We start from the raw sequence: 25907 nt of genomic DNA, 5'->3' as shown, positions 1-25907 counted from the left end.
ATGGCGGTTTTTTTATGTCTGAAACGTCGATCAATTACTGGTATCCAATTCCGGGAAATTTTTAACAAGCTCATCAATCGCTTTCATCTGTTGCAGGAATGGTTCCAGTTTATCCAGCGGCAATGCCGACGGACCGTCACATCTGGCGCTGTTCGGCTCTGGGTGAGCTTCAATAAACAACCCAGCGATGCCGACCGCCATACCCGCACGCGCCAGTTCAGCAACCTGAGCACGGCGTCCACCTGATGCCGCACCAAACGGATCACGGCATTGCAGTGCATGCGTGACATCAAAAATCACCGGCGCACCATGCGAAACCTGTTTCATGACATTGAAGCCCAGCATGTCCACCACCAGATTGTCGTAGCCAAAGTTACTGCCGCGATCGCACAAAATCACCTGATCATTGCCACCTTCGCGGAATTTATCCACGATATTCCCGACCTGACCGGGGCTAATGAACTGTGGTTTTTTGATATTGATAACCGCGCCCGTTTTGGCCATCGCCTCGACCAGATCGGTCTGGCGGGCCAGAAAGGCCGGTAACTGAATAACATCAACAACCTCAGAAACCGGCTGAGCCTGCTGCGGTTCGTGCACATCGGTAATGATTTTCACGCCGAAGGTGTCTTTCAGCTCCTGGAAAATCTTCATCCCTTCTTCCAGACCTGGACCACGGTAAGAGTGGATGGAAGAGCGGTTCGCTTTATCAAAGGAAGCCTTGAAAACATAGGGGATGCCCAGTTTCTGCGTCACCGTGACATAGTGCTCACAAATCCGCATCGCCAGTTCGCGGGATTCAAGCACATTCATGCCGCCAAACAGCACAAACGGCAGATGGTTGCCGACCGGGATAGACCCGATGTTAACCACTTTATTGTTCATAAACTTACCTTATTGTCGGATAAATCAGATATTCGGATTTCCGGTGATGCCCCGAACTAATGCAGCACAATCTGCTTATGTTCAATGGAGTGAATCTGTTTTTTGATCATGTCGCTGACCGGGTCTTCCGGGCACTGCTCCACAAAGTAACTCAGGTCTGACAACGCGATATGATCACAGTCCAGCTGCGCATAAATCAAACCACGGTCACGAATTTCATACGGGTCTTCAGGGTCAAACTGCAACACGGCCTCACTGGCACGCAGCGCCAGCTCCATCTGCTTTTCTTCCATCAACGCAACTTTGAGCGTATCCAATAATTTACGAACAATCATCACGTTTTCCGCTTCATCCAGATCGCTATCCAGCAGTCTGGCAGAGAGGCCGATATTACCTTTCAGCCAGACCTCAAGCACATGCTCGCTCAGCGTGTCGCCATTTAGCGGATTAATCAGCCACATTTCATCATCAAGCCAATCCGCACGTAAAATCAGTTGAGTGGGGAAAATCACAGGCATCAGTGGCAGATCCAACTGATGAGCGATATGCAGGAAGATAATCCCGAGCGACACCGGCATCCCCTGTCGGGTAGCCAGCACCTTGTCCAGCCATAGCACGTCAGACAAATGGTATACACCGCTGGCACCGCCAAAACCCCAGGTATGGAAAAAGAGGTCAATCAACTGCTCCAGTTGTTGATCCTGATCCAAATCGGCGGAGATAGTCGCTCGCGCTTCATCAACAAGCTGTTGCAGATTTTGCTTCACTTCCTGCGCGGAAAAATCGCGGCGTATCGACTGGGAGACCAGGATCACACCTTCGCTTAAGGATGACTGGTTAAATTCAAAATCAGCAATAGAACTCATAGTTATTCCATCAAAGCAAAGATAACGTCAGCTGCACGCCTGAAAAGCGAACCTCATAACCGCTGCCCACACGCCTCGCGAGTCCGGTCGCGCCAGCGAATCCGATAATAATGCCAAATCGCGTGTTCGTCAGCAGCTCTGTCTGGAACCTCAAGCGATAATGACCGCTAATCATTACCAATGTGATCCTGTTCAAGTTGTGCCGCCAGAGGCCCCCACGGGGTTTATTACTGGTCAGGCGTACCGGCTGGCCATTGCCCCAGCGTCACTCGCTCATTATCACCATAATCACGGTATGTTTTCACCTGTACGAAACCCTGCTGCGACAACAGTCCCCGAACCGCCTCTCCCTGCTGCCAGCCGTGTTCGAGCAATAGCCAGCCGTCATCCAGCAGGAAGTCACCCGCCTGTCGGATAATGTGCTGTAAATCCGCTAATCCTTGCGCACCCGCTACCAATGCACTGGCGGGTTCAAAACGCACATCGCCACGCAACAGGTGCGGATCATGCTCATCAATGTACGGTGGGTTGCTGACAATGACGGCAAATCGCTGTCCGGCTAACGGCGAAAACCAATCGCCCGGCAAAAATCGGGCATTATGGATCCCCAGTCGGCGGGCATTCTGGCTTGCCAACGCGACCGCATCCGGTTGACGATCAATACCCACAACCTGACAGTCAGGCCGCTCATGGGCAATGGCCAACGCTATCGCCCCGGTACCGGTCCCCAGGTCCAGCACCGATGACGCACCGTCGGGCAATACGGCCAGCGCCTGCTCGACCAGACATTCGGTATCCGGCCGTGGGATCAGCGTCGCTGGCGATACTGCCAGCGGTAACGACCAAAATTCCCTGTACCCGACCAAATAAGCAATCGGCTCCCCGTTTACACGCCGTGCCAGCAGGGATTCTAGCGCCAAAACTTCGTCATCAGTCAGTTCAGTTTCGCCAAACGCCAGCAGAAACGTACGGCGTTTATCGGTCACATGCTCCAGCAGGATTTCAGCATCCCGCTTTGGACTATCGCTTGCCTGAAGCCGGACTGTCGCCTGTTTCAACCAGCTCTGATAATTCATTGATCCTGCTCAGCCAGCGCTGCCAGTTGGTCAGCCTGATATTCCTGCACGATAGGCTGAATCAACATATCCAGCTTGCCTTCCATCGCTTCATCCAAGCGATAGAGCGTCAGGTTAATACGATGGTCCGTCACTCGCCCTTGTGGGAAATTGTACGTTCGAATGCGGTCAGAGCGGTCACCACTCCCTAACAAGTTGCGCCGGGTAGAGGCTTCTTCCTGTTGGCGCTTGTGCATTTCCGCTGCGCGAATTCGGGCAGCCAACACCGACAACGCCTTGGCTTTATTCTTGTGCTGCGAACGCTCATCCTGGCACTCCACCACAATGCCGGTCGGCAGGTGGGTAATACGGATAGCGGAATCTGTGGTGTTGACGTGCTGCCCACCCGCACCGGAGGAACGGAACGTATCGATTCTCAAATCAGAAGGATTGATGTCAGGTAACTCTGCTTCCGGCACTTCCGGCATCACGGCCACCGTGCAGGCGGACGTATGAATACGCCCCTGAGATTCGGTGGCTGGCACGCGCTGAACACGGTGACCACCGGATTCGAATTTCAATTGCCCATAGGCACCATCGCCAACAACCTTGGCAATCACTTCTTTGTAGCCTCCGTGCTCGCCGTCGCTCGCGCTCATGATTTCGACCTTCCAGCGGCGGGACTCAGCGTAACGGCTGTACATACGAAACAGGTCACCGGCGAATAACGCGGCCTCATCACCGCCCGTACCGGCCCGGATTTCCAGAAAGCAGCCACGTTCATCATCAGGATCTTTTGGCAACAGCAGCACCTGCAGTTGTTGTTCCAGATCTTCACTGGCTACTTTAGCCGCCTGCAGTTCGTCCTGTGCCAAATCACGCATTTCAGGATCGTCCAGCATTAATTCGGCCGTTTCGATATCATCTTGCGTCTGCTGCCAGCGCTCAAAGCAACGGGTAATGTCGGTAAGTTGCGCGTACTCGCGGGACAGCGCCCGGAAACGGTCCATATCGGCAATCACGCTGGGTTCTCCCAGCAGCGCCTGCACCTCTTCATGGCGCTCTTGTAACGCTTCCAGTTTGGCAACAATAGAAGACTTCATGCGGGCAGTTCAATCCTGTGTTGAATCATTTGGGGGGAGAAGAATGCTAGTTCAGGCCGAGGCTGTCACGCAAAATCTGCAAACGCTCAACATCGCCATCACGGGCGGCCTGCTGTAACGAACGGGTAGGCGCATGGATCAGGCGGTTGGTCAGGCGGTGCGTCAGTTCCTGCACGATGGCCTCAACATCACCGCCATTCTGTATTGCCGCCAGCGCTTTGGTTGTCATCTCTTCACGCAGGCTATCCGCCTGAGAGCGATAATCCCGGATAGTATCTACCGCTGATTGCGCGCGCAGCCACGCCATAAACTCTGAACACTCCTGCTGCACGATGGATTCAGCCTGAATCGCCGCCGCTTTGCGCTGCGCCAGATTATGCTGAATGATCGCCTGCAGGTCATCCACGCTATACAGGTAAATATTCGGCAACCGCCCGACTTCCGGCTCGATGTCACGCGGCACCGCGATATCCACCATCAGCATCGGTTGGTTGCGGCGCGCTTTCATCGTGCGCTCCATCATCCCTTTACCGATGATAGGTAATGTACTGGCGGTAGAGCTGATGACGATATCCGCCTGCGGTAAATGTGCGTCAAGCTCCGCCAGCGTAATAACCTCAGCACCCACTTCTTCGGCCAGTGCCTGAGCGCGCTCACGCGTACGGTTGGCAATTACCATCCGCTTCACACGGTGCTCACGCAGATGGCGGGATACCAGTTCGATGGTTTCGCCTGCACCGACCAATAGCACATTGACATCCGCCAGCGATTCAAAAATCTGCCGGGCCAATGTACAGGCAGCAAACGCGACCGATACCGCGCTGGCACCGATATCCGTTTCGGTTCGAACCCGTTTGGCGACGGTGAATGATTTCTGGAACATGCGCTCCAGATCGCCTGACAGCGAACGCTCGCGCTGAGAATCCGCAAACGCTTTTTTGACCTGTCCTAAAATCTGGGGTTCACCCAACACCAGAGAATCTAATCCGCTGGCGACACGCATCAGATGGCTGACGGCAGCGTTGCCTTCATGCCAGTAGAGATTTTTGCGGATGTCATCAGGGTTGAGCTGGTGATAATCACACAGCCAGGCGATTAACTGTTCGTGCCGGTTTTCCTGCTCTTCCACACTCAGATACAGCTCTGTGCGGTTACAGGTAGACAACAATACACCGCCCTGAACCAACGGCTGTTGTAGCAGACTGTGCAGCGCCTGCCCCTGTCTGTCCGGCGAGAACGCAACGCGCTCGCGAAGAGAGACTGGTGCTGTTTTATGATTGATACCAAGCGCAAGCAGGGTCATGGTCTACAGAGTAATCCCGGTGTTAGTATGGGTTTCATCTGAGGGGCATTCTACTTGAAGCCTGCGGGCAAGAAAAGTAACCCCGATTGACTAGACTCACATCATCAACGTCTTACCAGGTAACATCACAAGGATTGACGCTGCCAGTCAACCCCGCTAGCGTGACGCCTTGTTGTGAACCTATGATGCTTGTAACAGGACCTCTTCGACATGCCCAATAAACCCACCCAAGCCTTACGGTTACTGCCTTTGGCGAGTGTGTTACTGACAGCCTGTACCCTGACTCAGCCCTCCCTACCGGGTAAAAAAACCACCTCTCCCGAGTGGCGTGAACACGAGCAGAAAGTACAAAATTTGACCCACTATCAAACGCGCGGATCGTTTGCCTATATTTCTGATAGGAAAAAACTGTATGCCCGTTTTTTCTGGCAGCAGCCCTCCCCACAGCGCTACCGTCTGTTACTCACCAACCCGCTTGGCGGCACGGAACTGGAGCTTCAGGCAAGCCCGGACCTGGTACAGATAACCGACAATCAGGGCAAACGCTACATGGGTAAAGACGCACAGTACATGGTCCAACAGTTAACCGGCATGGCGATTCCGCTCGACAACTTACGCCAGTGGATGCTTGGTCTGCCGGGCGACGCACAGGATTTCACACTGGACGAACATGCCCTGCTGCGCAGCGTCAACTATCAGCAAGGCGATCAGCACTGGAATGTCTCCTACCTGTCCTATATCGACGGCCCGTTGCCATTGCCGCAGAATCTGGAGCTGACTCAGGGCGAGCAGCGCATCAAACTGAAAATGGACAACTGGACGACGCAATAAATCATGGCGACTGCAAGTAACCGCTGGCCTTCCCCGGCCAAGCTGAATCTGTTTTTGTACATCACCGGTCGCCGACCGGACGGGTATCATAATCTGCAAACGCTGTTTCAGTTTCTGGACTACGGCGACACGCTGACCATTACCCCACGTCAGGATCAACACATCGTGCTGCTGACGCCGCTGCCCGGTGTTCCCGATGAACAAAATCTGGTGGTTCGCGCCGCCCGTTTGTTGCAGGCGTGGTGCCAACAGGCCGGATTACCGTTTGCCGGCGCTGATATCAGTATCGATAAACGTCTGCCGATGGGGGGCGGTCTGGGTGGTGGCTCCTCTAACGCCGCCACCGTGCTGGTGGCGCTCAATCAGTTGTGGCACAGTCAGGTTCCCGTGGACACGCTGGCCGCGCTGGGCCTGAAGTTAGGGGCGGACGTACCGGTATTTGTGCACGGGCACGCCGCATTCGCTGAAGGCGTGGGAGAACAGCTCACCCCCGCCTCACCTGAGGAAAAATGGTATCTGGTGGTGCATCCCGGTGTGAGTATTCCTACCCCGCTTATCTTTGGCGATCCAGACCTGACGCGAGACTCGCCAGTACGCCCCTTGTCACAGTTACTGACACAAACTTTCAGCAACGATTGTGAAGCCGTCGTAAGAAAACGTTTTCGTGAGGTTGAAGAGCGACTTTTATGGCTGTTAGAATACGCACCGTCGCGCCTGACTGGCACCGGCGCTTGCGTGTTTGCCGAATTCGACACCGAGTCCGCCGCTCGTCAGGTGTTAGACCGGGCCCCGGAAGGTTTACAGGGTTTTGTTGCCCGTGGAATGAACGTTTCTCCACTGCAACAACAGCTTTCCGGGCAATTTAAGGGTTGCTAAAACACCACCGCCGACCGTGGTGCTCTAACGATCTTTTCCATACACCCGTATGTATATCCTGCTTGCGGTACGACACACGGCCTTCCGCAGGCGGAATATTTCTCTGGACGCAAGCTTGAGGTTCTTCTCGTGCCTGATATGAAGCTTTTTGCTGGTAACGCTACGCCGGAACTAGCACAACGTATTGCCAACCGTTTGTACACCAGTCTGGGCGACGCTGCTGTTGGTCGTTTTAGCGACGGCGAGGTCAGCGTACAAATCAACGAAAATGTACGCGGTGGTGATATTTTCATCATCCAGTCGACCTGTGCTCCCACCAACGATAACCTGATGGAGCTGGTCGTTATGGTTGATGCCCTGCGCCGCGCTTCCGCAGGACGTATTACCGCTGTCATCCCCTATTTCGGCTATGCCCGTCAGGATCGCCGTGTGCGTTCCGCCCGCGTGCCGATTACGGCTAAAGTCGTGGCTGATTTTCTCTCCAGCGTCGGTGTTGACCGTGTCCTGACGGTGGACCTCCATGCCGAGCAGATCCAGGGCTTCTTTGATGTTCCGGTAGACAACGTGTTCGGTAGCCCAATCCTGCTCGAAGACATGCTGCAACAGAGTCTGGATAACCCGATCGTGGTTTCTCCGGATATCGGCGGTGTGGTTCGCGCCCGTGCTATCGCGAAGCTGTTGAACGATACCGACATGGCTATCATCGATAAACGCCGCCCTCGTGCCAACGTTTCTCAGGTGATGCATATCATCGGTGACGTAGCGGGTCGTGACTGCGTACTGGTTGATGACATGATCGATACCGGTGGCACGTTGTGCAAAGCGGCAGAAGCGCTGAAAGAGCGTGGTGCCAAACGTGTCTTCGCTTATGCTACCCACCCGATCTTCTCCGGCAACGCTTACGAGAACATCAAGAACTCTGTCATTGATGAAGTGATTGTCTGCGATACCATCCCGCTATCGGAAAATATTAAGTCACTGCCGAATGTACGCACGCTGACATTATCTGGCATGCTGGCTGAAGCTATCCGCCGCATCAGCAACGAAGAATCTATTTCCGCGATGTTCGAGCATTAATCGATATTTCGGTTAGCAAGGCGACGCCACCGGAGCATTATTATCCGGTGGCGTTTTTATTGGCATCACATTATGACGATGCGTATTATTTATACCCGTCTTTATTCTTCTTACCCGATGCTGGTGAATATCTCCCCCACCTCATTCGGGTTGCAGGGCAATACGTTCTGTTTTGAACATTCATACGTTGAACATTCACAGCTGAACGATGCGCTTGGGCCTCGTTATGGATCGAGTAAAACGCCAACACACGCCTGCAACGTGAAATATGACGGGTATATATAACCCCGCCTGCGGCCGACGAGTCGATTACGTCTTAAGCTACGCGTGACTCAAGGATGACGCTCGCGGCGGCAGCGTTTATCAAAATGCTTCAGCCACCAGTAACGGTCCGTCACACTCTCACGACCACTAATACGTGCACCTGTCAGCCACAAAATAGCACCAGCAAAAATAGCCAGTAACTCTACATAATAGAGCGACCCCGGCAGATTTAATTCAGGCAGTTGATTAGCAATCGAATACGCTATTCCGGCAACCATAAGCAACAGACCCAATCCCATGAATGCGTTGCCCACTCTCACAGCATTTCTACGTTTCATATTTCACCTCCAGAAATATCCAGTGGAAATAATCAGACCAGGGAAAATAATTAGACCACGGTGAATAATTAAAATAGTGCTGCGTGTCCTTCTGATCTGCTCACAGTATAAGCAGCCCCTCCGCCTGGGGTTGCGTGAAGGATCACATGTTGGTGATCAACTGCCCCTGCGTTACACTACCGGCTTTGCCAATTCCCCAGATACGTGGCACGCCCCTGGCCGTTTGAAAACGTATCGCGTGAGTCGTATCCAATAATGAGTGGTATGCAACTGTGAGTGGTATCAAATTGATTGTAGGTCTGGCGAACCCTGGTGCCGAATACGCCGCCACCCGCCACAATGCGGGCGCCTGGTACGTTGACCGCCTGGCTGACGCCTACCGACAGCCGCTGAAAGAAGAGAGTAAATTTTTCGGTTATACCGCACGCCTGTCTCTGGCAGGCAACGATGTACGTTTGCTGGTGCCGACAACGTTCATGAATCTGAGCGGTAAAGCTGTAGCTGCGATGGCAACCTTCTATCGCATCCAGCCTGATGAAATTTTGGTAGCGCACGACGAACTGGATTTGCCACCCGGTGTTGCCAAGCTGAAACTCGGCGGCGGTCACGGTGGTCACAACGGGCTGAAAGATATCGTCAGTAAACTGGGCAACAACCCCAATTTCCACCGTTTACGCATCGGTATCGGCCATCCGGGCGATAAAAACAAAGTGGTGGGATTCGTACTCGGTAAGCCGCCTGTCAGCGAACAGACGCTGATCGATCAGGCTATCGACGAATCCTTGCGCTGTACCGATATTTTGATGAAAGAAGACATGGTCAAAGCCATGAACCGCCTGCATGCGTTCAAAGCATCGTGATGAAACATCGGGTGGATCGAGTTCATGCCACATTATGTGTATAATTAGCATCAAGACTGACTTTTTCCATTCTGACAGGCTTTTTACACGCAAAGCCTGATGATTAGTGATTTTTAAGGTGACATAAACATGGGATTCAAATGCGGTATCGTTGGGCTGCCTAACGTGGGTAAATCTACTCTGTTCAACGCGCTGACCAAAGCCGGTATCGAAGCGGCCAACTTTCCGTTTTGTACTATCGAACCCAACACCGGCGTTGTGCCGATGCCGGACCTACGCCTCGACCAACTGGCTGAGATCGTCAAGCCGCAACGTACCATCCCCACCACCATGGAATTTGTGGATATCGCCGGTCTGGTAAAAGGTGCCTCCAAAGGTGAAGGTCTGGGTAACCAGTTCCTGACCAACATCCGTGAAACCGAAGCCATCGGCCATGTGGTACGTTGCTTTGAGAATGAAAATATCATCCACGTTGCGGGTAAAGTGAACCCGGCGGAAGATATCGATACCATTAACACCGAACTGGCTCTGGCGGATCTGGATACCTGTGAACGTGCGCTGCACCGTGTGCAGAAGAAAGCCAAAGGCGGTGACAAAGACGCTAAAATTGAGCAAGCTGCGCTGGAAAAATGCCTGCCGCAACTGGAAAAGGCTGGCATGCTTCGCGCCTTAGATCTGAGTGCAGAAGAGAAAGCTGCCATTCGTTACCTGAGTTTCCTGACGTTAAAGCCAACCATGTACATTGCCAACGTGAATGAAGACGGTTTCGAAAACAACCCCTACCTGGATCAGGTGCGTGAAATCGCTGCCAGCGAAGGTTCGGTGGTGGTTCCTGTCTGTGCGGCGGTGGAGTCAGATATTGCCGAGCTGGATGACGCCGAGCGCGACGAATTCATGGCTGAACTGGGCTTGGAAGAGCCGGGGCTAAACCGCGTGATTCGTGCCGGTTACAAACTGCTGAACCTGCAGACCTATTTCACCGCCGGGGTGAAAGAAGTCCGCGCCTGGACCATCCCAGTCGGCGCGACGGCTCCGCAGGCAGCCGGTAAAATTCATACCGACTTCGAGAAAGGCTTTATCCGCGCCCAAACCATCGCCTTTGATGATTTCATCACTTACAAAGGTGAACAAGGTGCCAAAGAAGCCGGTAAAATGCGTTCAGAAGGGAAAGAATATATCGTTAAAGACGGCGATATTATGAACTTCTTGTTTAACGTCTAAATAAAATTTGTTGTCTTATGGGGTTTCAAAGAATCTCACGAAAGCCAATAAGCCCAGAAAATCCACGCGATTGCGTGGATTTTTTATTGCATAGTGTTTCGAATGAGTTCACCACAGCTCGGCCGCTATGAAGACAAGGAGTGACCTGCCAACAGTATTAGATACAACCGTCAGTTAGTCATGCCAGCTGTTCACCCGTTTCGCCAGCCTGCTGCAAACTCAGATGACCGTGCGCTGAACATCCGATAACCGTTGTGATCCGGTGGCTGAAACCGTGGCAGAGTCGGATTATTTCCCGATCCGGTTAGTCTTACCAAGGAAGTGCAATTTTTTCATCATTAGCTTTCTCGCCATAATATAGAGAAGGCAGGAAACGAGATAGGAACGTGAACTCAGTATAACAGTGTCGCATAAGCGCTAATCCAATTTCATCTGCGGGATTAGAGGGATCATCATTACTCATACCAAGAATAAAGCGGCTACGCAGCACGCATCCAAAAGGCGTATCTCGAACAACATGTAACATCTGCCCGTCCAATGGATCACCCAGGCTATCCAGTTCAGTTTCTTCACCGAAGCCTACCCTTGCGGCAATAATTGCCGAGATGCAATCGTCAGCCATCGCCTTTTCCACAGCTTTTTCTCCAAATATTGCTGCGGGATGATGGAATTTCAGACGGGCGGGGATGGGCGGAATCTCAGCTAACGACTCGATGGCATATATGCTTGCGCCGTAAAAACTTTCTCCACGCTTCCAGTTGGCGTCCCAACCGCAATGCTCAACATGATCAATGGGATGCCACCACTTTATATGCTGTGTCGTTTCAAAAAAGGTAAACCACCAGTCAATCATCCGTCCTTTGCAACCATGTAAGTCAGTGCGCACAGCGACCATCAGACTCCCATCATCCAGACGCTTAATGCCTGTCTCCAGTGGCATTGGGGAGGGATCAAGCAATGCTGAATGATCAAGCCATGGCCGGGCGATATTTTGTTTTCGCATTTTTTTCTCCAGTAAAATCGGGAAATACACAACATTTAGGAAACGACGTGCGTTTCCTAAATGTAGCCTATAGAATGGTTATATGACAAGCCAAAAGGAGTTCATATGCCAACACTCCCTCCCAAACTACGCGGACGCCCCTCTGCCCCCCAGGAAGAAGTGAAGAAGCAGATAATCAGCAGCACGATGACGTTGCTATTTGATGAAGGGTATGACGCAACAACAATACAAGCAGTTGCAGCACATGCTGGCGTAGCCAAAAAAACGGTATATCGCTTTGCAAAGAATCGGGAAGAACTGCTCGGCCTATCAGTACGGAACTGGACTGATAATTATGCCCCACTCTTACAAATCGATCCGAGTAGTAAGAATGACGTTTTACCAACCTTAAGAAAATTACTGGCGGCGATTTGTAGCCAGGCACTATCAGAAACGGCAGTGAAAATGTTCCGGCTTCTCAATACTCAATTTCCGGGTAAGGAGGAACTGCTGAAGAGATACCATGAAAATGGTATAGAACGGGGCCAACAATTACTAACTGACTGGATAAGACGGCAGCAAAATCATGGCTGGTGGCCGATATTACCAGCAGATATCAGTGCCAAAGCAATACTCGCTATGTGCGTCGCAGAACCTCTTCGGCAGGCTGCGATTGGCTTAATTTATCCCGTTGAGAATGAGGCCATTGAGGCACATCTGAATTCTTGCATGCAATTCATTTTACTCATATTCAAGCAAGATAATGAATAACATGCTGCCATTTCGATTCTGATCATTTGGGTCCAATCTTATGGATGCATACACAAGCCGTTGACAGAGGTAACGCTTTGAGAACCGTCGAGATACTGCAATACACAAAAGCACCGGAGCCGCCTTTTCACAACATCATGCGGGAAATCAGCGCTCCCCTACACCATTTTGGCATCACCCGGTGCATACGCCGCGGGTTGTATTACATAATGGGATGAGAGCTACCTTTTATGTTTACTTCAGGGTATTTGTCCCCTACCACAATCGGTAACTCTCATGCTTTCAGACTGATTGGTCAGACAGTGTCGTGACTAATACAGGTTAATACGCCACATTATTTGCTGACAAACGTTGTCACACTTAACGGGTTCAGCCATACCGTTGCTTTGCCGCTACTATCAACCTGGGACGAGCCGCCATACTCAACGTTCAGTGATGCTGACGTGCTGTATTTCTCAAATTTAGTCACGTTGGCGTTACTGATATTCAGCGATAGCATTTGGTCGGAGTCATTGGTATTGACCGCAACAATCACCATTTTTCCATCGGTATTCTTATAAGCAGTCAGATGAACATTTGACTGGGGATTTTCCGTTGCCTGAATACGCAGAGCACCAGGGCGAACGAAGCGGGCATATTGTGACATCACATAACCCCGCTTACTGACTTTACCGTCTTCTGTCAGTAATCCATACGAACGACGAATATACCACCAGACGTAAGCGCTATAGTTTGACACCATGCTGGCATTCAGTTCAGTGCCCACCTCAATCGCCGACGTCCAGTTATTAGCCGACTGTTTGGAATCAACATAGTGTTCGGTCATCCACAGTTGCTTACCGGCATTCTGTGCTAACGGATAGGGCTTAGGCGTCGTGCCATACAGGTGCCCACCGATGATTGACACATATTTTGATGCGTCACTGTCTTTCAATACCGGGTCAGTTAACGCCGGGTTAAAACCTAGCGACTCCGCGACAATGACTTTGAGAGAGCCAAACTTGGATCCTTGCGATTTGAGATAGCTTTTAAATTCATCCCCGCTCCATTCGCAGGATTCATAATCCGGCTTCCAGTCTGGCTCATTTTGTATCGAAATAGCATACAACGGTGCACCGTTAGTCTGCATATATTTGGAGAAATCCAGCAGGTGCGAAGTATAGGCAGAATAATTTGCCGGCAACAAACGGCCGCCGTTTATCAGGCTGTTGTTACTTTTCATATAAGCGGGTGGTGACCAGGGGGTAGCCATTATTTTGGCTCCCAGTGAAACAGCCTGACGTGCACTCGGAAGCTGTATATTCCATTTACTGGAGTCTGGATCAATTCGGACGCGCATAATCGACAGCCCTATCTGACCAACCCCACTCCCGTATGCAGTATTAATTTGTTCCGTGGTGAGATCATTGATCCACCCCACCCCACTCATTCCACCAAAACCTTGAATTATTTGATAATTAACGTTTGCGTCAATTTTTACTGTATCAGCATATACAGAGAAAGAACCTGCCGTAGCCGAAACAAATAGAGCCGCATGTAAACAATGACGAACCCAGAGACTAACATTTCCATTCATAGCATCCATCCTTAATAACATGAACATTAGGAAATAATTGGAAATAATCAAAATTATTATTTCTGATACTAATGGGGACAGCCTATAAACCCACCAGAACTTACATTGTAATAGTAATTTACTTATGTGTCATTTTATGAAATTTATATTTCACGTGTTCTAACTCTCATATTTTATATTAACAAGATGGTATAATTAGATAAATTAAGACCAAACTAATAATTAGCTCTTTCTCTATTTTCTATCTTTAACCTGATGCTCGAAATAAATAAATCACAACACATGCTGGCCGCAAAAGCAGCCAGCATCCCTGAGATTATCAACGAATAATAGCAATGAAAGAGAACCTGATAACGGTCATCCACTCACTTTAACAACCGGACCTTCACCGCCTTCCCTTTAATTTTGCCTTGTTGTAGTTGCTTCCATACCTGACGCGCCAGCGACTGCTTGACGGCCACATAAGCGTGCATCGGGTGGATAGTAATCTTGCCGATATCCGCGCCATCCAGCCCCATGTCGCCAGTTAGCGCGCCCAGAATATCGCCGGGGCGCATTTTGGCTTTTTTGCCGCCATCAATACACAGCGTTGCCATTGCGGCCTCCAGCGGAGTGATACGCAACCCACTGGGCAATGGATGCCAGGTCAGTTTCATCTTCAGCATCTCTTCCAGTGCATTCGCTCGCTGGGCTTCTTCCGGCGCGCACAGGCTGATGGCAAGCCCCTGTTCACCCGCACGGGCGGTACGGCCAATACGATGAACATGCACTTCAGGATCCCACGACAGTTCGTAGTTAATCACCATTTCCAGTGCCTTGATATCCAGCCCGCGTGCAGCAACGTCGGTTGCCACCAGCACACGACTACTGCCATTGGCGAAACGTACCAATGTCTGGTCGCGATCGCGCTGCTCCATGTCGCCGTGCAGCGCCAGTACACTTTGGTTACTGTGGGTCAGCGCATCGTATACCGCCTGACAATCTTTCTTGGTATTACAAAACACCACGCACGACGCGGGCTGTTCACGGCTCAGCAACTTTTGCAGCAGATCGAGCTTGCCGTTGCGCGACACCTCATAGAATTGCTGCTCGACCGCCGGCAATTCATCCACCGTGTCAATTTCAATGACCAACGGATCACGTTGAATACGACGGCTGATGGCGGCAATCGCCTCCGGCCAGGTGGCGGAAAACAGCAGTGTCTGGCGTTCGGCCGGTGCGTGGTGAATCACCTCATCGATAGCATCGGCAAACCCCATATCGAGCATGCGATCCGCTTCATCCAGCACTAATGTCTGCAACGCATCAAGGCTGACGGTCTCTTTTTTCAGGTGATCCAACAGTCGGCCCGGCGTGGCGACAATAATATGGGGAGCATGAATCAGCGAGTCACGCTGGATGCTAAACGGTACACCGCCGCACAATACCAACACTTTGATGTTCGGCATACCACGCGCCAGACGACGCAACTCATTGGCAACCTGATCGGCCAGTTCGCGGGTTGGGCACAGCACCAACGATTGAGTCTTGAACTGCCCAGCATCCAGATGCTGCAGCAGGCCCAGCCCGAAAGCCGCCGTTTTGCCGCTGCCGGTTTTCGCCTGCGCGCGGACATCTTTCCCGGCGAGGATCGCCGGTAATGCCGCAGCCTGAATCGGGGTCATGGACAGATAGCCCAGTTCGTTTAAGGTGGTGAGTTGTTCCGCAGCAAGCGCGTTCAGTTCAGCAAATGAGGTCACAGTGAAAATTCCAGATAGGATCGGCCGACAATAATACCATTCCTTGACTGCCATGCCGCGAGGAGTTTTCCCTACCTCAGCGGATCGATGGCTCGTTCAATGACGTCTGCACCCGCCACTCTTTTTTTAAGATCGCATACACATAGGTATTGTCGTATCGCTGTACTTCATCTGGGGTGCGGCGCCATACCGGAACAAACTCCAGAAAACAGGCCTCCCTACGCATATTCAGGCGCTCACACATTTTCTGCGATCGGACATTATAATCTTCGACGTACGCATAAATTCGCCTTCCATTTTTACTATCAAACAGGAAATTGAAAAATGCCCGCGCTGCTTCACTGGCGTAGCCCTTCCCTTCATATTTTCCATTGAAATGCCAGCCGACGCCGTACGTGTCATTATCTACGTCATCGCGTTCAGCAAATACATGCCCGATGAGGGTATCCGTATCTTTCAGGCAAACAGCAAATTGCGTTTCATCGTGATGCCTGCGCTGTACTTCGCTGATGGCATCCTCAAGGGTATCGAGCTTTTCATCCATAAAACAATTCATGCGCGGCTGGGCGAGATATTCCCATAACCCAGCGGCATCTTTCGTCTCAAAGGGTCTAATGACGAGTCTTTCGGTGGTTATTTTCATCTTTATGATGCGTCCTCAACAAGTCAGATATCGACGGTATAAACAGGTAGACTGCGACACCCTATCGCACCATGCCTAAACCACTGGACAATTTCAGGAGAACAAACGCGACCACCGTTGCTATCAGCAAGCGACTGGCGGACTACTCCACCAGTCCGCTGACCCGGAGTACCCGTCGGCTGACTGCCTCTGCCAGCACCGTACTGTGTTCGCCGACACAACCAAGGCTGAAGGCCTGCTTCGCACGGGTGATGCCGGTATAAACCAGTTCACGGGTCAGAATCGGGCTTAAGCTATCGGGTAGTAGCAACGCGGTGTGAGTGAATTCCGACCCTTGTGATTTATGCACCGTCATGGCGAACACGGTTTCCACCGCCGACAAGCGCCCCGGCATCATCCAGCGAATGCCTGAGGAGCCGTCACCGACCGGGAACGCCACCCGGGTGACCCATAGCCGGGTACCGTCCGGCTGCGTCTGCGGTACCGTCAACGTAATGCCGATATCACCGTTCATCAGCCGCTGACCATAATCGTTGCGGGTCACCATCACCGGCCTTCCGGGGTACCAGCCTTGCCAGCCAGCCAGCAGCCTTTCCCGATACAGCAAATGGGCGATGCGTTCGTTCATGCTCTCCACGCCCCACGGCCCATTACGCAACGCACACAGCAACTGGAACTGACCAAACGCCGCCAGAATCTCTGTAGCCCAGGCGTCAAACGCCTCCATAGATGCCGTCAGCGCTGGCCGTGTCGACGCCATACGCCGCAGGTAGTCACCGTAGCCCACCGGAGCCGCCACACCAGATTGAGCCCCGAATCGGCTGGCAGCGCCCTCGATAACCCATTCACGCAATGTGTTGTCATCATTCGCGGCGAGCGTCAGTCGTGCCAAATCGGCAAACCCATGTTGCCAGACAGACGCCAGCGCCGCGTTATCTCCCCTATTTACCGCATCGGCCAGCTTCCCGATACCGCTGTCAGCACCAAAACGGTAACTGTGACGCAGCATAACAATCGACTGATCCAGCGCATTGCCCTGCGGGTCGAGCAAGTCGTCATCCGGTGCCTCTCCGGTCACCTCACGCAACCAGTCACAGGTCTGTGGCAGGTAATGCCCCTGTGCGGCGCGTTGACAGAGTTCCCCCATCAACGCCCCCGCCTCCACCGACGCCAGTTGATCCTTGTCGCCCAGCAAAATCAGCCGGGAATCGCGCGGCATGGCGGCCAGTAACGCCGCCATCATCTCCAGATCCACCATCGAGGCCTCATCCACTACCAGCACATCCAGCAGCAGCGGATTATCGGCATGGTGCCGGAAATGTCGGGTATCCGGTCGGCTACCCAGCAAGCGATGCAGCGTTACCACCTCGCTGTTAATGTGCGTACGAATCGCCTCTCCCTGCGCCAGACCGTCCAGCGTCAGGCTGGCAATCGCGCCAGCGATGGATTCGTTTAGCCGCGCCGCTGCCTTGCCGGTCGGTGCCGCCAGTCGGATACGCAGCGGTTTGCCCTGTTGCTCCAGCGCCAGTGACTGCAACAGCGCCAACAATTTCACCACCGTGGTGGTTTTCCCGGTACCCGGCCCACCGGTGATGATGCTAAAGGCACTGCCCGCCGCCAGTGCGCACGCCAGCTTCTGCCAGTTGGTGGTATGAGGTGTCGTCGCAGGAAATAGTGCCTCCAGCCGCTGGCGTAGCGCCGCCGACGCGATGGCTGCACGCAAGGTTTCGTTGTGCCGTAACTGTCGGGTAATCGCCTGACGGACATCCTGCTCATACTGCCAGTAACGACGCAGATAAAGACGCGACCCCACCAATACCAGCGGGGTTACCCCTTCCCCCGGCGCCACCAGTTGCGGCTGCTGCAACGCCGCCAGCCAGGCTGACAGGGTCACCCCCGCCAGCGCCTGCGCCGGGCGTGCTATCTTACGGTTGTCACTGCGATCGCCCTCTGGCGGCAACGCCAGCGAAAAACTGCTATCAGCCAGCGTAGCGGCCAGATCGAGACACACATGCCCGCGCCCAAGCTGATAACTGACCAGCGCCGCACCCAGCAGCAACAGCGGTGATGCTTCCGGGCATTCCTGATGCAGAAAGCGCACCAGCGCGCGATCCAACTCGCGTAACCACCCGCAATCAACCCACTGATCCAGCAGTTGAACCACGTCATCATGGTGAGTGAGGGTCATGCCGTCACCTCCGTATCACCGCTAAACAGGCGGTCCAGCGCGTCAATCAGCGTCCGATCCGGTCGTTCAGCGTAAACGCCGCCCCCCGGTGCCTGACTACCGCGCAGGAACAGATACAACGCCCCACCGACATGACGGTCGTAGTCATAATCTGGCAATCGGGAGCGTAGTAAGCGGTGCAAGGCAAACAGGTACAAGGCCAGTTGCAGATCATACCGATGGTCTAGCATGGCTCGAGCCATATGCGCTAAGTCATAGTCGGCGGCGTCCGCCCCCAGCCAGTTGGACTTGTAATCCAGCACGTAGTAGCGCCCCTGATGTTCAAACACCAAATCGATAAAGCCTTTCAGCATGCCATTGAGCGCGTCACGCATCAGCGGCACGCGTGGTGCCCCCGCCAGTGTGGCGGCGCTGACCTGTTGGTCCAGACGTTGCGTATCGACCTGATTGAGCGCAAACCAGAATTCCATTTCCACCTGATACTGCGTCAGACCAGCCAGTGACACCGTACCAGCGGGTGATGCGGGCAACGCCAGCGGTTGGTTGAGTTGCGCCATCAGCCAGTCGGTCAGCATCGGTATCCACGGTGTCCAGCCCTGTCGGTTACAGCGTCGCGCTACCTGATCTTCCACTCGCGGGCGATCCGCTGCCAGCGCGGCAAACCCCTCTTTACCCGCCCATTCCAACAACCCATGCAGAAAACTGCCCGGCACCGCACCACGTGGAAAGCTGTACATATCGTAGCCGACCGGCAGCGGTGGCAGACGCTCTGCGGTTTCCTGCGGTTCGCTAAAGGTTTCCTGCCGTGCGCTCTGTACTTCGGCGGCGTCATGAGCGGCGGACTCACGACGCTCCTGATACTGCCCCTCCGGTGCCAGTTGCAACCCGGAATAACTGGTGATGCGCCAACGGTGACGGCGAATATCCGGTAACGGCGGCTCTTGCCCCAATGCCGGTGTTTCCCGCGCCGCGCGATATACCGCATCATCACTTTCCGGCAGTGGTGCTATCTGGCTGTGCGGGCCGATCCAGAGCGACAAACATGACGCCAGTTGCCCGGCCTCCACTGGCTCACCGGCACCGAGCAGATAGCCGGGAGCACTTTTTTCCAGTTCTTTCAGCGGCGCTACCCCAAGCCACAGGGCATAGCGCGCGCGGGTTAACGCGACATAAAATTTACGCAGGTCTTCACCCAGGCGCTCATGGTCGGCTCGCGCAACCGCCTCGTCACTGGCAATCAACTCAAGGCGCGGCTGCCCGTCATCATCATGAAATTTCAGCGGCACATCCCGATGGCTGACCGTTCGAAACGCACAGGCGAACGGCAGAAACACCAGCGGGTATTCCAGCCCTTTCGATTTATGCACGGTCACCACTTTGACCAGATCGGCGTCACTTTCCAGCCGCACTTTCAGGCTATCGCTACCGGGATTATCCGCCTGGCACTGCTCCGCCAGATAGCGGATCAGCGCGTGTTCGCCGTCCAGATGCACGCTGGCCTGTTGCAGTAACTCCGACAAATGCAGCACATCGGTCAACGCCCGGGCGTTATCGGCAGCCAGCAGCCGACGCGGGACATCAAACTCCCACAGCAACCGCCGTAGCATCGGCAACACGCCTTGCTGACGCCAGCACTGCTGGTAGCGGACAAATTGCATCACCCGTCGTTCCCACTCCTGCTCGTCGTGGTTAAGGCGGTCAAGCGCCTGCCAGCTCAGCCCCAGTAACGGCGTGGCCAGCGCGGCACGCAGCAATCGGTCGTTCTCCGGGTCAGCGCAGGCGGACAACCAGCAGTGCAGTTCTCCTGCCAGTGGGCTGTCAAACACCGACTCCCGGTCAGACAAATACACGCTGCGCACCCCGCGAGCGGACAGTTGCGCCCGTACCGCCATCGCCTCGCGCCCGGTATTGACCAGCACCGCCATATCGCCCGGTTTGACCGGACGCCAGCGTTGATCAGACGAGACAAAACCGGCCTGCCCCTGCTCGCCCAGTTGTAACAGTCGCACCATTTCCCGGGCGCACCCCGCCGCCATTCGCTGACGGTATTCTGACGACGACAGCGGTTCATCGGTTTCCAGCGTCCAGCAGGTCAATGCCGCAGCTGGCGTTCCTTCTTGCACCCAGATGTCATCACGGCCGTTAGCCTGCACCGGCAAGAACGGCACCGGGTTGTCGCCATCCGGCTGACGAAATAAAAACGCGCCTGCGCCGTTGGCACGGTTTTCCGCTTGCATAAACACTTGATTAACGGCATCGACCATCGCCTGTGTGGAACGAAAGTTGGTCCCCAGCGTGTAATGTCGGCCGTCGGTATCGCGCCGGGCGCGCAAATAGGTGTAGATATCGGCACCGCGAAACGCGTAAATCGCCTGTTTCGGATCGCCTATCAGGATCAACCCCTGTTGCGGATCATTGGTTGCCACCCGGTACAGGGTATCGAAAATGCGGTATTGCAGCGGGTCGGTGTCCTGAAATTCATCGATCATCGCTACCGGAAACTGGCGACGAATACGTTGCGCCAGCCGTTCGCCGTTATCGCCGCGCAACGCGCCATCCAGCCGGGTCAGCAAGTCCTGAAACCCCATCTGCGCCCGGCTTTCCTGCTCGGAGCGAAAACGCTGGTGTATCCAGCGGCAGGCGTGCCGTAACAGTTGGCTACGTGGCTCCGGCAAGTCGCTCAACTGCTGCGCCAACGTTTCCATCGCACGTAACGCCGGGTGTGACGGTGCCTCGTCCGGTATTTTCCAGCACTCCCGTAACCCTTGTGGCGTCAGCCGTGTCCAGCCGGTGCCGATATCCAGCGTCGTCTCGTCACTGCTCGCCCAGTGTTGCAGTTTATCCAGCCACGGGTCGAAATAGCGGGCCTGTAGCTTACGGCCATCCGCTTTTTTCGCTGCCACGGCGGCGTTCAACAGGTCGCGCAGCTCGTCGCACCATTGTGTCCAGGGCGCTTTCAGTGCCGCCAGTTGGCGTGTTTTTTCTGCGCGGACGGTACTGAAGATCTGTGCGGGCAGGTCATCAATGCCAATCTCATCAGCATAATCCAGCAACGGTGTGACGCTGCGATAAAAATCTTCCGGTGCGGCCCAGCTATCGCGTAGCTCCAGCACATCACGGGCATCGAGCGGGAAAAAGAAGGTACGCCAGTAATCACGCACCACCTCCAGCAGCAATTCGCTCTGGTCGGTTTCCAGCGTCTGATTAAACAGGCTGCCGCTGTCAAACGCGTGTTCGCCCAGCATCCGGTTACACCAACTGTGGATGGTGGACACCGCCGCTTCATCCATCCATTCCGCCGCCAGTTGCAATTTGCGGGCGCAATCCGGCCACTGTTCTGATGGGTAGTCGGCACGCAGTTCGCGCAGTAGCGGATCAACCTCGTCATCCTCACCCGCCGTGCCGCCCTTGTCGTTCGGCTGAAAGTAAGCCGCGGCCTGCGCCAGTCGTGCGCGAATACGGTCACGCAATTCGCGGGTCGCGGCATCAGTAAAGGTCACCACCAGAATGTCCGGCGGATTGAGCGGACGCGAGAAGGCGTGCTCACCACCGTGCCCCAGCACCAGCCGCACATACAACATGGCGATGGTAAAAGTTTTGCCGGTACCGGCGCTGGCCTCGATTAGCCGACTGCCGCAGAGTGGAAAGCGCAGTACATCCAGCGCAGAAGGTAACGCGCTCGCCGTCATGGCTGGCCCCCTGATTTTTTATTTCTCGCCGATGCGGCTTTCAGTGTGTGGTGTAGCGGTGCCAGTAACTGCTGTACCCAGCGGGCAAATTCGCCGTCGGCCCACAGATGCTCGAACGTCGGGAAAGCCCGCGCCAGATAAGGGTTGGACGCTGATTCAGCATATTTGCGGTTAGCAGGATCATGCTCCTCATAGCACTGGCGTGCCGCTTTCCCTGCTTCACCATCAGCCGATTGCCCCAGCTCACCGCCAACCTCCAGCCAGCGAAACCCGGTTTTCACCGCGACGGGCAACGGGCAACGCATGCCCTCTCGCCAGGCGTCCATCAGTGACTGCCAGTAAGCCGCCGCCTGCGCAGGCTCCAGCGCAGGCAGATGAACGGTACCGTTTTTACTGACCAATGTGCTGTGTAACGCGTGCCCGCCGAGGTGCCCGGCCAGATGCGCCACCCAGAACGGCAACAGTTTATCCAGGCGGTAACTGCGACGGGTGGGATGGAGCAACCCGCCGCTTTCCAGCACCAGCCGACAGCGGTTCCCCTGTTCGTCAAGGCGCAGTTCGTTCAGCCAGTCTTCCAGCGGTAATTCCGGCAACGACAGCGGTTCGTCCGGTATCGGTGTCGGCCATTTATCCCGCTCCTGTTCGTAACGGGTAAACAGGTCCGCCATCGGTTCGGCCAAATCCTGCTCCAGTACTGTGGCGAAACCGCCGGGTGCCAGCTCTCCACGCCGGGTGATACGCTGCAAATGTTCAGCCAGCGCCTGCTCGCGGGGAATCTGCCGCTGCAACGCGGCTTTTTGTACCTGAATCAATTCATGTTGCAACCGCCAGTTTTCCAGTGCATCAATGGCAAACGGTTCCTGATCCTGGCTGGTGGGGTCTTCCTGCTCAAACCAGACGTTGAGCCGTAAACGGAAGAAGCTGCGCACCGGGTCACGCACAAAATCGGCCAGTTGACGCAACGTCAGCACCCCATCCTGCACATAATCATCCAACACCGCATCCGATGCGGCGGCCGTTTGCGATGACGCGCCATCGTATGACGGTAGCCCGGCACGCCATTCACGGGCATAACTGAACAGCGAACTGCCCGCGGTAAAGTACTCCGGGCTGAAAGGCTGCAATCGGTGCTCCACCGTTAGCGCGGGCAACACATCCTGCCCGTTAACAATCCGCCAGCCGTTGCTGAGGTGGTCGCGCAGTTGCGCCACCAGCACCGAGGGCGGACGCTCGCTGTTATCGTGGATACTGCGCCCAACCCAACTGATGTACAGCCGTTCACGTGCCGACAGCAGCGCCTCCAAAAACAGGTAACGGTCATCTTCACGGCGGGAACGGTCGCCGGGGCGGTAATCCTGCCCCATCAGGTCGAAGTCCAGTGGCACCCGGTTGCGGGGGTAATCACCGTCATTCATGCCCAGCAGGCACACATGGCGGAATGGGATGGCGCGCATCGGCATCAATGTGGCGAAGGTGACGGCACCGGCGAAAAACGGCTGGGTCAGGCTCGTTTGTTCAAATAACCCCAGCCAGTGTTCCCGAACCACCGATAACGGTAGTTCCTGCGTCAACGCGACCGATTCGCACGCCTCCAGCCAGTTCTGCAACCCTTCGTCCAGTTGCAGTAGCATGAAGCCATCCTCGCCATCATCCGCCGCAAAAAACGTGCTCAACAGTACACGTAACCGCTCGCACCACTGCACCGGCGTTGCGGGCTGACACAGCTGCTGCCAGCTGTAATCGAGCCTGTCGAGCAACCACGCCAGTTGTCCAGCCAGCGCAGCATCCAGCCCGCCAATTTCATCCAGCGGTTCGATATCCCGCCAGGCACCACCTGCGCCTACCGCATACCCCAGCAGCATACGGCGCAGGCCGAAAAACCAGCTGTTCTGCTCCGGCGCATCCGGCAGGTTAAGGCTTTGGCGCTGGCGCGCATGTAACCCCCAGCGCACGTTGGCCGCCCTAATCCAGCGCTGCAATAACGGTAGCTGTTCTTCCTCAATGGCAAAACGCTGACGCACCGCCGGTACGTCCAGTAGATCCAGCACATCGCTGACCGCCACACGCGACTGCGGCAGGTGCAACAGTTTTTCCAGTGCCGCCAACACCAGGTTGTTCTGCCGTGCACCGCGATCCGCCACACTGAATGGGATGTAACGCGGGTCTTTCTGCCGGTCTATCAACCCGAATACCGCCTGAATATGCGGCGCATAGCTGTTGATGTCCGGCACCATCACAATCACATCGCTCGGGCGCAGCGTCGGGTCGGCGGCAAACGCCGCCAGCAGTTGGTCATGCAGCACTTCCACTTCACGCTGTGGGCTGTGCGCCAAATGAAACCGGACAGAACTGTCCTGATCGGAGTCGATGGCAGGCCAGCGCGACCGACTTTCCGCCAGCGGGCGCAAATCCCGAATGTCGTCCTGTAGCTGATGCAGCAGGCAGTCTTCGCCGTTACTGTTGAATAGATCAATACGCGAGATCACCGGTTGCAGCAGAGACTCATATTGCTCACGCTGGTCGTACTCATCGAGCAATCCGATGTAGTCGCGCCCTTGTTTGCCCCATGCCGCCAGCAGCGGGTGGGCATGCTGATGTAATTCCTCCAGCGCAATCACTTCTGGCATGCCGGGTTTTCGCTGCTGACGGGCACGTTCAGCACGTAACAGGTCTTTATCGGCAATAATGTTGCCCCAGTAATGTTCGCACGGGTTATGCACGCACATGAACACCTGGGTCCAACGCCCGATGGCCGCCAGCAGTTCCAGCGCCTGTTGCGATAATGACGAAATACCAAACACGACAACACGCGACGGTAAACCGGCAGGACGTTCGCTGTCGCCTCGCCGGTCGACCTCATCCAGAAAACGTCGGTGCAACGCCGCACGGCTGGTGCCGGACAGCGCCTCGCCGGTATCCGCCAGCAGTGCACGCCACAACAACGGTTGCCAGCGCTGCTCCTCTGGCAGCGGCTCCACGCCGCGTCGGTGGCTGGTCAGTACATCCCGCCCTTCACTCCAGTCGGCCAGCCAGTCAGCGCGATAGACCTGATATTGGTCAAACAGGTCAGCCAGCCGCTCGGCCAACTGGTAGTGTTTTCGCAAATCGGTATCCTGTCGCAAAAAACGCGCCAGCGCGGCAAACTCAGGCTGTGTCAGCAGGTCCGGCAATAGGCGTAGCAGCCGCCAGACCAATAACGGTTTATCAAAGGGAGAGGTTTCCGGCACCTGCTCACGGCCCAGCACCGCCCGGTAAGCCTGCCAGAAAAAACGCGACGGTAACTGAATATCCAGCGCGGCGGCCACACCGCAACCGCCGTCGTGGGTATCACGCGCCAGCGCCAGTTTCAGCCACTGCCCAATACCGTTGCTTTGCACCAGAATCAGTTCGTTTTCCAGCCCGGACAGCGGGTGGGCCGCCATCCACGATACCAGCACGTCACGCAGCGCTTCAGGATGGTTGCTGTGAATCGCCATCAAACCGGGTCGTAGCCTGTTTTCGTTCATCGCTCTCTCTGCTCGTTGCCGCACCGGATGTACCGAATAACAGTACAGTCAGTAAATATCTTAGCATTCATGGGATTGGCTGTGATACCGGGAAGCGCGTCGTGCGAAGCCGGTCGCAGCCGCGACCGGTGTGA

Annotated in this window: 19 protein-coding genes and 1 pseudogene; 7 read left to right on the top strand and 13 right to left on the bottom strand. The window is 54.7% G+C overall.

What is annotated here, in order from left to right; all coding sequences use genetic code 11:
- Positions 1–30 precede the first annotated feature (30 nt).
- The 5 genes from kdsA to hemA all read right to left on the bottom strand — a co-directional run bounded on the left by kdsA (position 31) and on the right by hemA (position 5212).
- Entirely contained in the window at positions 31–885 is an 855-nt protein-coding gene (gene kdsA / locus DD586_RS10030; RefSeq protein ID WP_012884698.1) for a 3-deoxy-8-phosphooctulonate synthase, read from the bottom strand.
- A gap of 56 nt (positions 886–941) precedes the next feature.
- On the bottom strand, positions 942–1751 hold the full coding sequence (gene sirB1 / locus DD586_RS10025) for an invasion regulator SirB1 (RefSeq protein ID WP_012884697.1): 810 nt from the start codon (positions 1749–1751) through the stop codon (positions 942–944).
- Positions 1752–1978: 227 nt separating this feature from the next.
- Positions 1979–2827 carry a peptide chain release factor N(5)-glutamine methyltransferase gene (gene prmC / locus DD586_RS10020; RefSeq protein ID WP_012884695.1) on the bottom strand — a complete coding sequence of 283 codons (849 nt, stop codon included), beginning with the start codon at positions 2825–2827 and terminating at the stop codon, positions 1979–1981.
- Positions 2824–3909: a peptide chain release factor 1 gene (gene prfA / locus DD586_RS10015; RefSeq protein ID WP_012884694.1), complete on the bottom strand. Its 1086-nt coding sequence runs from the start codon at positions 3907–3909 to the stop codon at positions 2824–2826. The genes prmC and prfA overlap by 4 nt, the downstream gene beginning before the upstream one ends.
- Positions 3910–3955: 46 nt before the next feature.
- Positions 3956–5212 carry a glutamyl-tRNA reductase gene (gene hemA, locus DD586_RS10010; RefSeq protein WP_012884693.1) on the bottom strand — a complete coding sequence of 419 codons (1257 nt, stop codon included), beginning with the start codon at positions 5210–5212 and terminating at the stop codon, positions 3956–3958.
- A 210-nt stretch (positions 5213–5422) separates the two neighbouring features.
- Here hemA and lolB point away from each other — a divergent pair, with 210 nt between their 5' ends.
- From lolB to prs, 3 genes are all read left to right on the top strand, one after another.
- Positions 5423–6043, top strand: coding sequence for a lipoprotein insertase outer membrane protein LolB (lolB, locus tag DD586_RS10005; RefSeq protein ID WP_012884692.1), 621 nt, complete (start codon positions 5423–5425; stop codon positions 6041–6043).
- Positions 6044–6046: 3 nt separating this feature from the next.
- Entirely contained in the window at positions 6047–6919 is an 873-nt protein-coding gene (gene ispE, locus DD586_RS10000) for a 4-(cytidine 5'-diphospho)-2-C-methyl-D-erythritol kinase (RefSeq protein WP_012884691.1), read from the top strand.
- Between the two features lie 129 nt (positions 6920–7048).
- Complete coding sequence (gene prs / locus DD586_RS09995) at positions 7049–7996, top strand: ribose-phosphate diphosphokinase (protein WP_012884690.1); 948 nt, start codon at positions 7049–7051, stop codon at positions 7994–7996.
- A 332-nt stretch (positions 7997–8328) separates the two neighbouring features.
- On the opposite strand, the gene ychH is transcribed toward prs, so the two are convergent.
- Positions 8329–8598: a stress-induced protein YchH gene (gene ychH, locus DD586_RS09985; protein WP_012884689.1), complete on the bottom strand. Its 270-nt coding sequence runs from the start codon at positions 8596–8598 to the stop codon at positions 8329–8331.
- A gap of 272 nt (positions 8599–8870) precedes the next feature.
- On the opposite strand from ychH, the gene pth reads away from it, so the two are divergent.
- Complete coding sequence (gene pth, locus DD586_RS09980) at positions 8871–9458, top strand: aminoacyl-tRNA hydrolase (RefSeq protein ID WP_012884688.1); 588 nt, start codon at positions 8871–8873, stop codon at positions 9456–9458.
- 129 nt (positions 9459–9587) lie between these two features.
- Positions 9588–10679: a redox-regulated ATPase YchF gene (ychF, locus tag DD586_RS09975; protein ID WP_012884687.1), complete on the top strand. Its 1092-nt coding sequence runs from the start codon at positions 9588–9590 to the stop codon at positions 10677–10679.
- Between the two features lie 310 nt (positions 10680–10989).
- On the opposite strand, the gene DD586_RS09970 is transcribed toward ychF, so the two are convergent.
- Entirely contained in the window at positions 10990–11682 is a 693-nt protein-coding gene (locus DD586_RS09970; protein ID WP_012884686.1) for a DAPG hydrolase family protein, read from the bottom strand.
- Between the two features lie 105 nt (positions 11683–11787).
- On the opposite strand from DD586_RS09970, the gene DD586_RS09965 reads away from it, so the two are divergent.
- The gene (locus DD586_RS09965) at positions 11788–12432 is read left to right on the top strand and encodes a TetR/AcrR family transcriptional regulator (protein ID WP_012884685.1); all 645 of its coding nucleotides are present in this window, start codon (positions 11788–11790) and stop codon (positions 12430–12432) included.
- A 77-nt stretch (positions 12433–12509) separates the two neighbouring features.
- Positions 12510–12596 (top strand): annotated as a pseudogene (locus DD586_RS22480) (NIPSNAP family protein); the annotation flags it as partial.
- Between the two features lie 170 nt (positions 12597–12766).
- Here the strand turns inward: DD586_RS22480 and DD586_RS09960 are convergent.
- From DD586_RS09960 to recC, 6 genes are all read right to left on the bottom strand, one after another.
- Positions 12767–14008, bottom strand: a complete 1242-nt coding sequence (locus tag DD586_RS09960) for a glycoside hydrolase family 30 protein (protein ID WP_012884684.1) — start codon at positions 14006–14008, stop codon at positions 12767–12769.
- A 365-nt stretch (positions 14009–14373) separates the two neighbouring features.
- Positions 14374–15747, bottom strand: coding sequence for an ATP-dependent RNA helicase DbpA (gene dbpA / locus DD586_RS09955; RefSeq protein ID WP_012884683.1), 1374 nt, complete (start codon positions 15745–15747; stop codon positions 14374–14376).
- 76 nt (positions 15748–15823) lie between these two features.
- Positions 15824–16390 carry a GNAT family N-acetyltransferase gene (locus tag DD586_RS09950; RefSeq protein WP_012884682.1) on the bottom strand — a complete coding sequence of 189 codons (567 nt, stop codon included), beginning with the start codon at positions 16388–16390 and terminating at the stop codon, positions 15824–15826.
- A 142-nt stretch (positions 16391–16532) separates the two neighbouring features.
- On the bottom strand, positions 16533–18578 hold the full coding sequence (gene recD, locus DD586_RS09945; protein ID WP_012884681.1) for an exodeoxyribonuclease V subunit alpha: 2046 nt from the start codon (positions 18576–18578) through the stop codon (positions 16533–16535).
- Positions 18575–22267: an exodeoxyribonuclease V subunit beta gene (gene recB, locus DD586_RS09940; RefSeq protein WP_012884680.1), complete on the bottom strand. Its 3693-nt coding sequence runs from the start codon at positions 22265–22267 to the stop codon at positions 18575–18577. The genes recD and recB overlap by 4 nt, the downstream gene beginning before the upstream one ends.
- Positions 22264–25773, bottom strand: coding sequence for an exodeoxyribonuclease V subunit gamma (gene recC, locus DD586_RS09935; RefSeq protein WP_012884679.1), 3510 nt, complete (start codon positions 25771–25773; stop codon positions 22264–22266). The genes recB and recC overlap by 4 nt, the downstream gene beginning before the upstream one ends.
- Between the last annotated feature and the right edge of the window lie 134 nt (positions 25774–25907).

The organism is Dickeya parazeae Ech586 (genome assembly GCF_000025065.1).
In the GTDB taxonomy this organism is placed as follows: domain Bacteria; phylum Pseudomonadota; class Gammaproteobacteria; order Enterobacterales; family Enterobacteriaceae; genus Dickeya; species Dickeya zeae.
This window is presented reverse-complemented; position numbering and strand designations above follow the sequence as displayed.